Origin of the sequence: Aquimarina litoralis (genome assembly GCF_039523995.1) — a bacterium.
Lineage (GTDB): Bacteria > Bacteroidota > Bacteroidia > Flavobacteriales > Flavobacteriaceae > Aquimarina > Aquimarina litoralis.
Genome location: NZ_BAAAGE010000005.1, coordinates 62601 through 77869, shown reverse-complemented (window position 1 = coordinate 77869; position 15269 = coordinate 62601). Strand labels below are relative to the sequence as shown.

The 15269-nt window shown below is 33.6% G+C and carries 13 protein-coding genes; all 13 read right to left on the bottom strand.

Annotated elements, in window-relative coordinates; genetic code table 11:
* Positions 1-24 precede the first annotated feature (24 nt).
* Positions 25-903, bottom strand: a complete 879-nt coding sequence (locus ABD077_RS21270) for an aldose 1-epimerase family protein (RefSeq protein WP_343914242.1) — start codon at positions 901-903, stop codon at positions 25-27.
* A 67-nt stretch (positions 904-970) separates the two neighbouring features.
* On the bottom strand, positions 971-1633 hold the full coding sequence (locus ABD077_RS21265) for a hypothetical protein (RefSeq protein ID WP_343914241.1): 663 nt from the start codon (positions 1631-1633) through the stop codon (positions 971-973).
* Between the two features lie 25 nt (positions 1634-1658).
* The gene (locus ABD077_RS21260) at positions 1659-2276 is read right to left on the bottom strand and encodes a hypothetical protein (protein ID WP_343914240.1); all 618 of its coding nucleotides are present in this window, start codon (positions 2274-2276) and stop codon (positions 1659-1661) included.
* Between the two features lie 202 nt (positions 2277-2478).
* Positions 2479-3870: an RtcB family protein gene (locus ABD077_RS21255; RefSeq protein ID WP_343914239.1), complete on the bottom strand. Its 1392-nt coding sequence runs from the start codon at positions 3868-3870 to the stop codon at positions 2479-2481.
* A 66-nt stretch (positions 3871-3936) separates the two neighbouring features.
* Positions 3937-4353: a hypothetical protein gene (locus ABD077_RS21250; protein ID WP_343914238.1), complete on the bottom strand. Its 417-nt coding sequence runs from the start codon at positions 4351-4353 to the stop codon at positions 3937-3939.
* Positions 4354-4366: 13 nt separating this feature from the next.
* A complete protein-coding gene (locus ABD077_RS21245; protein ID WP_343914237.1) occupies positions 4367-5428 on the bottom strand; it encodes a nucleotidyltransferase domain-containing protein in 1062 nt (353 codons plus the stop codon).
* A gap of 86 nt (positions 5429-5514) precedes the next feature.
* Positions 5515-6252 carry a nucleotidyltransferase domain-containing protein gene (locus ABD077_RS21240; protein ID WP_343914236.1) on the bottom strand — a complete coding sequence of 246 codons (738 nt, stop codon included), beginning with the start codon at positions 6250-6252 and terminating at the stop codon, positions 5515-5517.
* Between the two features lie 483 nt (positions 6253-6735).
* Positions 6736-7887 (bottom strand): AEC family transporter, encoded by a 1152-nt coding sequence (locus tag ABD077_RS21235; protein WP_343914235.1) that lies wholly within the window; start codon positions 7885-7887, stop codon positions 6736-6738.
* A 4-nt stretch (positions 7888-7891) separates the two neighbouring features.
* Complete coding sequence (locus ABD077_RS21230; protein WP_343914234.1) at positions 7892-9085, bottom strand: pyridoxal phosphate-dependent aminotransferase; 1194 nt, start codon at positions 9083-9085, stop codon at positions 7892-7894.
* 246 nt (positions 9086-9331) lie between these two features.
* Positions 9332-9952: a hypothetical protein gene (locus ABD077_RS21225; protein ID WP_343914233.1), complete on the bottom strand. Its 621-nt coding sequence runs from the start codon at positions 9950-9952 to the stop codon at positions 9332-9334.
* Between the two features lie 1607 nt (positions 9953-11559).
* Positions 11560-13083 (bottom strand): TROVE domain-containing protein, encoded by a 1524-nt coding sequence (locus ABD077_RS21220; RefSeq protein ID WP_343914232.1) that lies wholly within the window; start codon positions 13081-13083, stop codon positions 11560-11562.
* 301 nt (positions 13084-13384) lie between these two features.
* On the bottom strand, positions 13385-13960 hold the full coding sequence (locus tag ABD077_RS21215) for an RNA polymerase sigma factor (RefSeq protein ID WP_343914231.1): 576 nt from the start codon (positions 13958-13960) through the stop codon (positions 13385-13387).
* Positions 13961-14598: 638 nt separating this feature from the next.
* Positions 14599-15264, bottom strand: a complete 666-nt coding sequence (locus ABD077_RS21210; protein WP_299610563.1) for a helix-turn-helix domain-containing protein — start codon at positions 15262-15264, stop codon at positions 14599-14601.
* Positions 15265-15269: the final 5 nt, after the last annotated feature.

Sequence of the window (15269 nt, the reverse complement as noted above, 5' to 3'; positions counted from 1 at the left end):
ATCGAAAACTACTGGGGTTTATAATCAAGCGTTGGTGATAGTAATACTATAAGAACTACGATGTATTTTTTCTTTTTCTAAGTGCTGAATGCATTCTTTTTCGATAATGTTTTGCGTTGTAGAAATTACATCAGCATATCCTAACCAAGGTTCGATACATACGTAGGGTGCTTTAGGTTTTGCCCAAATACCAAGATCTGGAAAATCTTTAAAATCCATAGAAAGTATAGCTCCTTTTTCTTTATGAATAAGCGTAGCTTTATTTGCTTGAATATCCTTAAAAATCAGCGCATCCTTATCAAAAATAGTATCGGTAAGCCAGATTTTATGGTCTTTAATTACGGATATCGTTTCATCGCTAATCAATCCATCAGAGGTAAGCACAAAGCAATCTGTATTTTTAGTTTGTTCCAATTCGATAAAGTAATCCTCATAGTTTTCTGAAGGATCTATAGGGCAATTAAAGGCTGGATGACCACCAATAGAAAAGTACATGGTTTTTGTGTCTGTATTTTCTACGGTATGTGAAACAATTAATTGATTCTCTACAAGTTCATAACTAATAGTAAATGTAAATTGAAAAGGATATTTTTCTATAGTTTCTTCTGATGGGGACAGTGTAAATGACACTTTAGTTTCCGAGTTTTGAATTCCCTCAATTGCTGTATTGTATCTAATAAAACCATGCTTAGGTAACCCGTATTGTTGATCTTTATAATGATAGGTTCCATTCTTTAATCCACCTACAATTGGGAACAAGACTGGGGCTTGACTGGCCCAAATAGTTGGATCTCCTTGCCATAGGTATTCTTTGTTATCTTTTTTAGTAATGATACTAGAGAGTTCTGCTCCAACAGAATTGATTCTAACGGTTAGCTGATCATTTTGAATGGTAAAAATCATACAATAGTTTTAAGCTGGCACTTGGTTTTTACAAAGGTAAGTAAACCAACTTCTATAAATTACTTGTCTATAAAAAAGGTTCTAAGAATCCAATAAGTTTCGTTCCTTTGGCATTCCATCGGATACCATGACCACTAGCAACTCGAATTTCATATACGTATTCATGCTGATAATGGTAAAAGATATTCCACCAGGTTTTGTTTTCGATGATTTCAAGAATTCGTTTTTTTACTTGTTCTTCTTTTTGAGCTGGATTCCCTTTCATAGTTCCCCAGAAATTATCTTCAGATCTTCCAATGTGTTTTTCCCAAGCTCTGGTAGCTATACAGATTTGATGATTAAAAGGAGTAAAACAACTAGCTAATAATGTTTCTTTTACTGGTGGAATCGCTGCTGAATTTTGTAATGTGGCTGAGGTGCATCGTTGACCAATTAGTAATAAAAGATGCTCGAAAGGTGTGTTTTCAATAGTTGTCGACCAATCTTGTGGATTGGTGTCTTTTTCCGAAAGAATCGTTTTAAAATTTTCAAATGCTTGGGATAGTGGAGGAGTGGTTTCTTCTTCGAAATGAGGAAGTGGTAATATGTCAGGCACACCAAACTTGTGCCATTTCTGAAGCGTATTTGCGAAAACCTGTAAATGTTCTTCTTCTAAAAAAGCAGCATACGTTTTCTTCCAGGATTCTGAAAGGAAAGGTATGCTGTTTTGTAAGATAGGATATAAATACATCGTATTAATTAGGTTTTTTTTTGACTTATTTTTTCCAAAATTGAAACCATTTTTTATCAGTTTTAGTCTTATTTAATTTATGAGGTGCAGTATTGTGTTCAATTACTTTCCTGTTTTTTTTATAAGTTTTATCAAAATCTTCCTCGAGATTTAATAATAGATCAATATCTATATCAAAACTATAAGTATTGATGTATTTTTTAGCATACGTTTTTACGTATTCAATAAGTCTTTCAATCGAATATGAACCATATCCTGATTCAATCAATCCTAATTCATTGCGGAAAAAATAAAATTGCATTAAGGTTTCATATTCATAATCATATTTTATGTTCAACTCTGCTATCTTGTCAACGAAATTAAATATTATATCGGGGTTATCAGTTTCAATTAATTTTAAGCAATAATTTCTAATCGAATAACCCAAGTATTTTTTAGTATCCCAGTATTGACGAATTAGATCTTCTAGTTCTTTTTTCCAGTTCTTATTCCTGTAATTAATGGTTATTACATTTTTAATAAAATTGTTGGATTTTATTTGATCAACATAAAAGTCTTGATAGATGATACTTTCAAATTCATCAATTGTAATTTTGTCTATAAGTACTTCGGATATGGTTAGTTCAAGCTCTTTTATTTCCAATTTTTTTTCTTTTATAGACCTGTCAGGTTTTTAAAACCTAATAGGTCTTATCTTTAAAATTTTACAACAAACTTTTGATAAGCCGAAACTTAATACAGAGTTCCTTTTTTGTTGCCATTTTTTATGCGTTGTACGTCACACTGAGCCTGTCGAAGTGTTTACTTTACAAAAGTGTCTTCGACAAGCTCAGACTGACATATTATTATTTTTTCCTTCTTCTTTTCTTTCTCCATGGAGCATTGATCTGGAAATCTCCGGCCATGATACATCCATAAGGCATTACCTCATCGATTACTTGCCCTAGTCCGAATTCGTACATCTGGTTTCTTACGGCTTTGGCATTTTTATAAGCACTCGGTAATTCAGAAATATCGATCTCATTAGAGAAAAAACGAACATCTAGCCCAGCCGTTTCGATTTCAAAGATTTCTTCTCTTGTCTGTCCTTCTTTATTTCTTTTATGCTGCGTTCTACTCAAATTTCTACCAGCACCATGTGGAGCAAATCCAAGATTTGTATCCGTTGTGGTTCCTTCCACAATCAATACAGGTTCTGCCATATTTAACGGAATCAATCTTGGGCCTGTAATATCTGGCATAAACTTAGCATCAAGCGGAGTAGCGCCTTTGGCATGGTAAAACAAATCTCCGTCTTTAAAGACAAAGTTATGTTCGTTCCAGAATCTGTTTTCAGCTTTCATACCTAATGCGTTTAAAGTAGCATCGTGAATCACCTCATGGTTTAGTTTTGTCCATTTTCTAATCGTTTGCAAAGCAGACCAATAGCTTTTTCCTTCTTCGGTATCAAAAGGAATCCACGCATTTTGCTTCAAAGTATCTGGAGAAATATCTCTTCTGAATTTATTCGCAATATGCATTCCTTTTTTATACAATCGAGCACCTACACCTCTGGATCCGTGATGTGTAATCATCATCGTATTACCCGTTTTTGATGATGTACCAATAAATAAGAAATGATTTCCATCTCCTTGAGTTCCCAGATGTTCTCTCGCCATGCTGATGTCTTTATCTTCGTTTAGAAAGAAGTTGTCTTTAAACTCAGCTAGTAATTCATCTGGTAACTGATATTGTTGTCCTCTCGGTCTTCCACCAGGTCCAAAATGTGTGCTTGCATCCGCAGCATCTAATACTTTTTTAGGATCTGTCTTACCAAAATCTGTTAGCATCACAGAACAACAAATATCGGCACTATGCATTCCTGGATGAATCGCATTTTTAGCAACCACGACACCGCCAACAGGAATTGTTCCGTTAGGACCTGCAGGGCAAGCATCTGGCATCACCGCACCGTCTATAACCGTAGGTGTTTTCATTAATAGTTTCATAGAATCTAACACCGCAGTAACATTGTCTTCTTCTTGTTCATTCTCTGCTTTTATATTGATGTTAAAATCCACTGGATCTATATGTGGTTCCTGTAAAGGAGGTAGTTTGTATTGTTCTAAATAGGCAAACATCGCTTCATCTTCCAGCTGATTTGTATTGATATATTCGATGGCTTCTGGAAACCACTTTCCAGATCTAAAACCTAAATCGATTAATGTTTTTCCTGTAATGTTTACTTTATTTTTCATCTGTTTTTTAATTAATGAAGCAAAGATGAGATAGTATTGCGCAATAGTTTTGCGTATTGAAATAATTTATATAAATTTTGTTTTTACTGTATTCCAGATCTTTCGCATATATGGAGTTATATCAAATACATTTTGATCATCTTTTTCATCTAACAAACTCCAATAATGCATTATAGAATAATGTAAATAGCATTCTGTTTCTAATATATTACTACATATATTCCAATATTTGGCAGTTTCTTGATCAAAATTAGAAATTCCATCATCAAAAGAGGAAACAATTAATCCCATCAAAGTAAATTTATCATCATCATCTAAAAGCTCTTGTTGGTATACTTTAAGAAAATCTGAGATTCTACCGAAATCTGAAACAACAAATTCCCAATCTTGCGTGTCGTTATCCCAATATAAACCAAATCTTTTAGCAAGTTTTTCTTCAGAAAGGCCACTGGGATATCTTACAAATTCCTCTTTTAGTTCCATTTTGAAATTAAATTTATTGTTTTAGTGAATAAAATTTATCTCTCATATTCACTAATAGTCCATTTACCTGAGTAAGATTTGGTTTTTCAGGTAAATTAGATTCATCATAAAAAGCTTCTAACTCATCTTTAATTTCTGAAGCTTCTCTTACCAAGTCATCATATTCAAAATCTCCATTTTTGATTCGTAATAAATAATCACGATCCGATCTTTTAACATTGATCATTCCTTCTTTTGCGATTTCTTCTGCCATATGAAGTAATCTAAAGGTATGCATCATATTTTTGGTATCATAATTCTTTCCATGAGCAACGTTGTTTTTATATCTGTCTTCATTACGTTTTTCTACCCAACTCCAATATTCCTTATACTTTTTGCAGTAAGAAGAGTATCCATCTTTATTATAATATAACATTCCGATAGGTAACGCTTCTTTTGGTACAGAACTAAGACATACTTCATTTGCATTTTCTCTGGCTATACCCTGATACCCCATACTTATTCCGTGAAACAAGTTGTAACAATCCTTCATATGAGGGATTTTTACCAATGCACAATTTGTTGCATTTAATTCTTTTAACTCCAAAAAATCTTTTATAAGAATAGATTGCTTTTCTGATCTTACATAACAAAAATCTAATACTGTTTTCCGTTCTTTCTCTACAGGATTGACAATTTTTTTATTCAATCCTCTGGCTTTTTTGATTTGAGTATAGGCATAGTTGGCAAAGGTATCCTTGCATAATTTAGATACAAAATATTCCATTTTGAGTTGATCAAAAACAGGATGCTTTTGTAAAATACACTCAGATGGAACATTCAATAGCTCTAAAATGTTTGGATTATTTTTAGATAGTAATTCGATAAACTTTCTAAGCTCGTAATACACAATATCATTTGTTTCATTATTGATTTGTCCAATATATTCTAAAGAGTAGAATTGCTCTTTTGGAAGAATGAAAACTCCTCTAATATCTGTGTCAGAAGTTGCAGTATCCAAACCATAAGCACGACTTCCACTAATACATTCAAATATAATAGTGCTTGATGCTTTTAATTCTTCTATAGTTTTCATGTATTATAATATTATTTTAAAGGTCAAACGAAACTTACCGAAGTATCATTGGACTTCGATAAGCTTGGTCTGACATATTCATTAAATTAATTTGAAGTGATACTTTTAAATAAGAAAGCATCTATTCTTTCATGATCTGGTTTTCCCGAAGGAAGAGATTTTGCAAACCGATCATTCGTCTCTATCGTTTCGGAGATAAAAGCTATGACTTTTTCATTTCTTAGGTGCATATAACTTTCATCTTCTTTGGCTTTGATGTCCATTAAACCTAAGATTTTCTCAACTACATCCTTAGGAGCTAAAGATAGCATTTCACTGAAAACTACTGGAGGTATGGTTTTATATTCTAAAATCCATTTACCAGCCATTGAAGTTCTTAGGGCATAGAATAAACTCTTTAATTTGATCGTTTCTGTAGCCAGTTTTTCTTCATATTTTTTACTCATGCTTAGATAATGAAACATACTAGCTATAGGAGAGAAGCATTCTGATGCGATCTCTCTAAGTTCAGTAAGAAGTTCATTTTCTCCTACATAAATGATAGGTGAAAATAAATGCTCTGTTGCTGGTACATTAGATTTTTTAAGTAGTTGTAAACTTTTACGTAATTCCCAACCAACAGCATCAAAATCACCGTCCATGATGTCTATTGTATCTTTTTTCTCAGATACAGACAGATACCAATCTAATGGTTTTGTGTATAGGAAACGTACGTCATAATCACTATCTGGTGAAGCAAAACCCCAAGCTCTACTTCCAGATTCACAGGCAAACGGTATATGTACACTGCGCTCTTTTTCTATGTTTTCTAATCTTGTTTTCATCTTTGTATGTTTTTTTGTCTCTCTTCCCAGATTCGAACTGAGACTTTCGCCTAAGCGAACAGATTGGCTCTAAATGCGCTTCCCTACTAATACCATTTCCAACGTAAAACTACTCGTAAAATATGCTCTTTCTCGTTGATGCTTCAAAATAAAATGTAAACGTAGCTTTGGCTATGCTTGTATTTTCTTTTTTTGCCTAAACAAAAAATACCTATATTTTACTCTGAGCATTCTTACATCAGAACTGGTATTACATCCTGTGTATTTCGGTGCTTCTGCAAAATCTATTCATTAGCGGGCACGCCACTAACAACATCATCCAATCACTCCACGGTTACGTAAAAGGTCTTTTTCCGCAGCACTTCCTTTTATGCTAAAGAGAGTTTTATTAATTACAAAGCAAAGATGAAGTTGTATTACGCAGTGATTTTGCGCAATATGATTTTAATAGAAAAAAATCTATTTTTTTAAGGAAGGGTATTGTTAATTTTTAGAAGCTTGTCTTGTCATCCAAATATTTTGCTTTGGACCAATGGTTGTGGTGCGTTTAGCAACATCTTTGATTTCTTGATAGCGTACCCAAAAAGTGAGTATCACTCCAATACCTATACAACCAATAGCTAATAAGATTATGCGATAAGGATCTCCAACAAGTGATGGATTTAGCATGATACCCATAATCATTACAGTTGATAAAGGAAACGATATAGCCAGTACATTAATGGCCAATCCATTATGAAATGTTTTTTCACTGCCGTATTCCTGTTTCTCCTTTTCTCCAATACCCGTAATATGTGCGTAAGGCCAAAAACTACATGCACTTAAGGAAAAGGAAACCAACCATAAGATTTCTTCTCGTATCGTAATTCCCATTAGTCCAATAATACCAGCAGAAATTAATAGTACGACTCCTGTCCGCAAAATCAGAACAGATACTATTTTTATGAACTGATCTTTCCTAATTTTTACGGATAAACCTATAAAAATCATTACTAGTGGAGTCATCAACAGGCTTAATTTCCGTAATACATCCTGAATCATATTAGGTAAATTCTGAAAAGATAACCCAAAAGACAGTAATCCGATCGCTAGTAATATCAATACTGTTACGGGTTCAGATAGAAGGGTTGTAATTAGTGATTTTAATTTTCTGTTCTGTTTTTGATTTGTGTTGTTTGATAATTTCATATACAAGTGCATGGCCACACAGTACAAAATGATCAAAACAAATACCTTGTTTCCTAGATCTGCCATGGCTGCTTTGGCGAGATAGTTAGGGCCCAAGAGTTCTGCAATAAAGGGAAAGCAAGATAATCCTGGAGCCAAAGAAGGTAGTAGCAATCGTAACGTTTTATATTCTGGAGTATTTTTTTTGAAACCTACCATGGGTAATACAAAAGGGAAAATCCAAAATAAAAGACCATTGATTAGTAATGCGATGAAAGGAAGTGTTAATAGATTTTGGTCAATTTTCACTCCCATTAATGCTATAAAAATAGTTGCAGGAAGCGCAAGGTTTAGAATTATCTTTTTCAATCCTTGCGTTTCCGCTTTAGAGGTGAATTTGCGTTTTAACAAAAATCCGATAAGTATAAAAACCCCAAATACAATGGTTTTCTGAATGGTGGTTTCCATAGAATTATGCTAAGATTTCGGAGATTGTTTTTGTAAAGATTTTCATTTCCTCCATAGTACCTATACTTACTCTACACCAATTTTGATCCCAGAATCGAAATGCTCTGGCCACTACTTTTTCAGCATATATTTTTTCTAAAAATTCATTTCCATCCAGTTGGATAGGAAACATCAAAAAATTAGTTTGCGAAGGCATACATTCAATTCCCATATCTTTTAAGAAATTGGTGGTATAGGTTCTTCCTTCTGCAATTTTTTGCTTACAAGAATCCAGAAACTCGGTATCATCCATACTTGCACTTGCTGCAGCAATGGTGGGTCCGGTAATTCCCATTCCGCCTCTGGTAATTTTTTGAATTTTTTCTAATAATGGTTCAGAAGCCATCATATATCCAATTCGTAACCCTGCCATTCCATGAATTTTGGAAAAGGTTCTGGCAACCATCACATTTTTGCCTTCCGCTACTAGGGAAACCATACTGTTTTTATGACCAGCGTCACTAAGTTCTATATAGGCTTCATCTATAAACACTGGAACCTTTTCTGATACTCGAGCGCAGAAATCCTTTAGTTTTTTGGCATCGGTAATAGTAGCAGTAGGATTATTAGGATTAGTAATATAAACTAACTTGGTTTGCTCATCGATTGCTTCTTCCATGGCATCCAGATCATGCTGATAATCTTTAGTCAATTTAATAGATTTCCAATTACCACCACATGCTTTTGCTACATGGACTAAAGACATATAGCAAGGATCTGCGCTTACCACATTTCCTCCTTTTTCTGGGAATAAAACCAATGCTGTTTTTTCTAATAAATCCGAAGAACCAGGTCCCATCATGATCTGATTAGGCTTTACCTGTTCTTTAGTAGCAATTTTTTCAATCAGCTGGTACAAAGCTTTCCAAGAATAGTGATTGCCATCAAAAACACGTTCTTGAAAAGCTTTTGCAGCTTTTTTTGAAGGCCCATAAGGGTTTTCATTCCAGATTAAGCGCGCTTTTACGGTACTTAAATCAGGGAGTTCTGGTGGCGTAAACTCATCAAACAACGAATTCTGATATAAAAACTTCTGATTATGCCTTTGAGCTTCGATAACTGTATTTGCCCAAATGTCTGAAGGAATAAGAGCTATAGATCCCAAAGTTAATACTCCTTTTTTTAACCATTCTCGTCTGTTGATGTGTGTGTTTGTCATCACGCCTTTTTTATAAAGTTTCGGATTTCAAATTACTAATATCTACCGATAAAATAGGTTTTAAACAGCTAAAAATCAGATCATTATTTTTAGGGTTTTATAAAAATTAACTTAAATTATGATTGAGAAATGAATGAAGAAATAGTGCGCAAAAAATTAACTGTAAAAATAGATTTACTTCAAAAAAAAGAAGTCTATTTTACAATATCATTAAATTTTCTAGAAATCTAAATGTTACAGTTAACTCTATTGTCTTACATAGATTTTTAATTCATCACTTTTTCTCATGGCATAAGAGAGTGATTTGTTGCTAAAAGAACTTTCAGGTTTATAATTAGAAAGGGAAAGAACATTTGGTAATTTCATATCCCAAGATCCAGATTTTTTAGCGTCGCTAGGAACAATCATTACTACATGGCCATAGGTTTCTGCAGTGTCGATGATTAAAGACAAACCACCTCTATTGGTATGTGCCAATGCTTGATCGATACTTTCTTGATTTATAGATCCAAGTTGTAACCACTTTTTGGAATCTTCTACAATGGGACGGATACTATCATATATGACATACCCAAGTTTTGGATCACTAAATTCCGTGAGATCAAAAGCTTTGGTAATGGTTTTGGTAATACTATTTCTACAATCATTTCTTTCGGTAGCAGTTTTTTTACAGGTAATGAAGTTTTCTACCTCAATAGCTAAATCTATATTAGATAACTTAGTGTTAGGAGAAGAAATTTCACTATTTGTACTTATCTCTTCAGTAGAAGTTTCTGATGTGTTTTCATCAGAATATTCTTTCTTTCCTTCATTCTTACAAGATAGTACACAAATGGTGATTACAAATAGGGCTAATGCTTTTTTCATGTTGATTAGGTTGATGTTGTCTAGATAAATTAGGTGATAAATTTAAATAAAATATACCGCGTTTTGACGAGTAAAACTAGTGCTTTAAAGATAAATGTAATTTTTTTTACTTTTTTTTTTAGGGTTTTGGTCTACAAGCTTGTTTATGTTAGTAAATGCTATAAAAAGATAATACCTCAATTCATAATCGACCAGTCAGTCGTCAGTGGATGTTTTTTTAATCGAGAAAACCAGGTTCAAACCTGGTTTTCTTTTTTGTTTTATAATAGTGCAGAATGGCTACAAATGTGTAATCAATTAGTATCGATGGGATTCGAACCCATATGAACCTATCCAAAAAGCGAAGTATGATTACAAAACGGCACATTCTGGTATGCTGCTATAAAAAAGAGGTAACTGATTGAAAAGTGAAAATTGTTCAAACTGTCGGTGCGAAGTAACACTTTTCTACGACACTCTTTATTTTTTGATTTTTGTTTTAAAAACAAGGCAAAAAACGACAAAAGACAAATACGTGCTCTACCAATTGAGCTACTCTCCCGATTAAAAGTTTCTCTCGATAATCGAGATTGAATTCTTCTAGGTTTACCTAAAAGTTTATTTGTGGAAGAGACGGGACTCGAACCCGCAACACCGGCATTAAAAGTGCGAAGTAACTTTTGTCTACGGCACTTGTTTTATTTTTATTCTTTAAAAAAGAGGTAATGATCAAAAAACGACTATAACGGCGTCCTACTATTAGACGACCTCTTGCGAGGGTAGGAGTTGCACCTACATTACCGGAACCTGAATCGAAGTAACGCTTTTCTACGACACTCTTTATAATAATATGGTATTCTCTTTTTGATAAAGGTAAAAAGCGATTAGTGAATCTTGCTCACCAAATTTGAGCGTAATTCCCCCATGATGTTTGTTGTGTTTATGGTTTTTTGTGGAGGAATTCGGAATCGAACCTACGAAGTAACACTAGTCTACGACACTTTATTTTCTAGAGAATATATTTTAAAAAGTAAGGTAAAAAGCAAAAAGTCTGTTATGTATTGTGCTCTAACCTCTCTGAGCTACCTGCCTAAGCAGAATGGGACTCGAACCCATGACCCCAATAGTTCGACAACGAAGTAAAACTTTTTTACGACACTTACTTTGAGTATTCTTTATAAAGAAGTAAGGTAAAAAGCAATAAGAGACTGTTGCGCGCTCTATCCAACTGAGCTATCTGCCTAAGACAGAGTGGGACTCGAACCCACGACCACGGCGTTATGAATGCGAAGTAACTCTTATTTACGACACTTACTTTTAATATTTTTATGTTAAACAAGGCAAAAAGCAAAAAGAGAGATGCTCTTTGAAGAGCGTCGTTCTTATCCGCCATAGGCGGACAGTGAACCGGTGATTCGAAATCTCAGAGAGATGTGCGCATATATGCATTTCACCCTACTGGTTTTTAACCCAGCTTCGCTCACACAATCGCTTGTGCTACGCTACCTTAGGACCGTTATAGTTACGAAGTAACTCTTTTTTACGGCACTTGTTTTTCAATATTTTCTATGTTTTCAATGAACTTGTTTAAGAAGCTCACACCATCCATAGATGTGAGCTTACTACTGTTATAAGGATTGCTCCTTGATATATTGGATTACTGAGTTTCCATTTTCTAAAGCGTCTAGCACTTCAAAAACTTTATCACTCCAACCGCCGATTAGGTATACATCATTTTGTTCTACTTGTAATGGAGCACTATTGTATCCCATTAAATCGAAGATGTATAGTTTAGCATTTGGAAATAGCTTTTTGTATGCTTTCCACTCAGTTTCAATATGCTTATCCGAATTGTAATGACCACTATTCCATAGTTGACAATCCGTAAAGATCATCACCTTATCTACTTTGGTTTTGTTGTTATTCAGACTTTGAATCACTTTGTAACCGTTTGTAGAATATCCAACTTCACCTTCAATTCTTTTTAGCTTCATTACATTGGATAATACATTACCTTTTGGTAATACATATTGTTTCCATCGATCTCCGAAAAGACCTGTGATCACATTTTTGCATTTGTTTTGCAACAACATACCTAGTACTAATCCGATATCGTAAGCTTGTATCTTACTCTTTCTAGAAATAGGTTGCATCATCGATCCAGATACATCACATGCTACTACCACTTTTGTGTCTAGTTCAAATCCTTTCATATTGATCACACTAATTTGGATTGCTTTTTCTAAAGCATCTAAAATGTATGAAGTGTAAGAGGATTTTACAACACTTAATTCTTGGTACGCAGCCATGAATCTAAATGGTAATTGCTTTGATCGTTTTACATTACTTTCATTAGTAAGTGTAGTCACGATTTTGGCAATATGTGTATGACTTACCTCTGCTTCTAGGATGTTTCTTAGATTACGCATTAGCGCCATGTATCCAAGTTTGTTGCTATCGATCAGCTCTTCCCACTTTGCAGTAAAGGCTTTTTTCTTTTCGATATTATTGGCAAACTCTTGCTGACCTAAAGTTGATAACTCAACTTCCCACGTATAAGGAACTTCTAAACTATCATTGATCACCTTGTCAAAGATGGATTGTTGTACATCATCCTTTGGTTTTGGGTGTGTTAAAAAGATAGCATCTTTAAAAGTAACCTCAGTTTTTCTGTTATATTTTGCAAATTGGTATGCATCAAACTTATTTAAAGCCATCACGATACCTTTTTGAATTTGCTTAGAAAGCTTGTTCAGCTTTTTAGTTCCAGTTCTCTGATTAGCAAATTGGTAGTATGCTAAAAGCTCTGTAATTTCATCTGCTCTTTGGATCACACCATTTACGGTTTTGCTAACCAAATTATCACCACTATGAACCTTAGATAATTCTACTGCCAATACAATAGGAATTGATCTTAGATACATTTTTTGTCTTGCATATACAGCTAGCTGTGCTACAAAGTAAGGATCGTTTTTTTGAACCAGTTTAATAATTCTTTCTAATCGATCATTGGTAGCTTCGTAATTGGTTTTCTCTAAAGTGGAATTAACAACAGCCGTGTACAATTCCATTTCAGGAGATAATCTAAATGCTTTAGCACCTTGATAATTTCTTACCTCATTTTTTGATTTTGTAAATACATTAAATTTCATCTTATTCGCATTTTGTTGTTAATTACAATGCAAATGTTTTATGTTACTACGCATTCTTTTTGCGCAGTGAAAAAATAATGTGATTTTTTTGTTTTTTTATTAAAAAAAAATACGTGTTAAGATTTGGTTTTGAGTTCTTTTCGGTGAATTATCTATTAGATTGATTATACTATCAAAAACTACAAGTAATCATTTCTAACATATAGAACCTTCTTTATACTAACTGCGAAAGCCAAATTACTTGTAGTAATCTGGCTTTGGTTTTATAGTTATTTGTAATTGTTATTCTTAATACAGAAGTTTACGCAGGAACTCTCAATTCCTGAAACATCGGGTCTTGTTCGATTCTCATTAAAAGTTCCTTTTTAGCATCGAACTTCTTTTTTCTGGTATATCCTGGAGTATATCCAGTGATCTTTGAGATTTCGTTTACTGATTTTCCTTCGAAATAAAGGAGCATTAAACTTCTGTTACTAGTACTTAGTTTTTGGAAATGTTTTCGGTACAAATGCTCACGTTCATCATTTTCTATGGAACTTGTAATAGCATCTGTTGTTTCTTTTTTTGTATCGATCATTGTTTCGTCGAAAACGATTTGATGTTTTTTACGTAAACGGGTTCTCCACGTGTTTTTGCAGATTCCGTAGAAATAGGTAGTTAAAGGAACACGGATTTCAAAAGTTCCAGATTTAATTTTTTGGTAGAGTACAACTAGCGCATCTTGAAAAATATCTTCAACATCTTGCATCGTACCGCTATGTCTAAGAATGTATCCTTGGATATAGCTAATATTATCTCTGTAAAAAATAGTTAGTATTTCTTGATCCCCATTCAAAATACCATTTATCACTGCTTGATCCGTATTCCTTTTTCCCATTACCTTTTTTGTTTAACTGCTACGTTTTTTGATGTGTATACTGATTAAGTATGTATTTCCTTTTTTCGATGATACAAACATAAATCTACTCTGGCTGAAGTCCTTACGGATTTCCGTAATCGAAGGGAATTTTTTGTTAAAAGTTATGTTTTGAAGTTTAAGCGTACATAAAATCAGGATAATAGAAATGAGTGATAGAAATATTTTGTTTATTTCGATTTGATACAACTTCTTTTCTTTTTTTCATTGCCAACACTTCAACAACACTTCGACAAGCTCAGTGTGACATCTCAGTGTGACATCTCAGTGTGACAAAACAAAAAAGTCTAGGCTTACGAAAAAGTTGTTTAAATTTTTTATTCTATTCCTAAATTTTAGAAACTCGCTACGCTCAAACAGTCTAAAATTTCACGGAACCTTCACTTCAAATTTTACAACAAGTTTTCGATAGGCCGTTTACAGTCTATGAGTTATATTTTACATCAGTATTTGAATTGATGATATATTACTTAAAACCTATTCTCGATACACTTCTTCTTATGTCGAAGCACTCGAATTGACGTTTTTTTCTTTTCTTGAATGGCTTCTTGATTATAAATCGAGTCGATAATCTTAAGAAGATCGCCGTAAACGAGTTGCTATAGCAATCCCAAATCTTTTACAATAGCAACTAAATGTGTAGTGTTTTTAGCTTTGAAGTCATCAAAAAGCTTGCTTAGTTTTTTGTCGATCGTACTTTCGCTATTCGGAGTTATTTTAAGCTTTTTAAGCTTTTGTACGATTTCCTTTTTAGTCAGTCCCTGTGATAGTTCTTCTAATAACATGATATCAAAATCGTCTAGATTGACGATGTTATCGGTACTGGCTTCGGTAACTTCTGGTGGTAAAACGGTATCTCCCCGAAATACACCTTGCACGCAGCTTACTAATTCTCTTACTGCATTTTGCCCTTTGCACACGTAGCCATTGATATCTAGTTTTTGAAATAACATATTTATTTTGTCTGGTCTGCTTTCTTGTGAGTATACAATGACGTTTATATTGGGTTGTATTTTTCGGATATCCTGAATCAAATCGATTCCGGAAGTTCTGATTTGTACTTTGTGATCTTCTTTAAATGATAGATCTGTGATAAGTAATTCAAAAGGTTCATTCTCCTGAAATGCTTTTCTGAATTTGAGATAGGCATCATCACAATATTTAGATTCATGGATATTCTGAATTCCTAATCCTTCCTGTATTACTTTTATAATTCCTTGATTGGCGATTTCATAATCCTCTGCAACCAATACTTTCGTAAACATCGTAT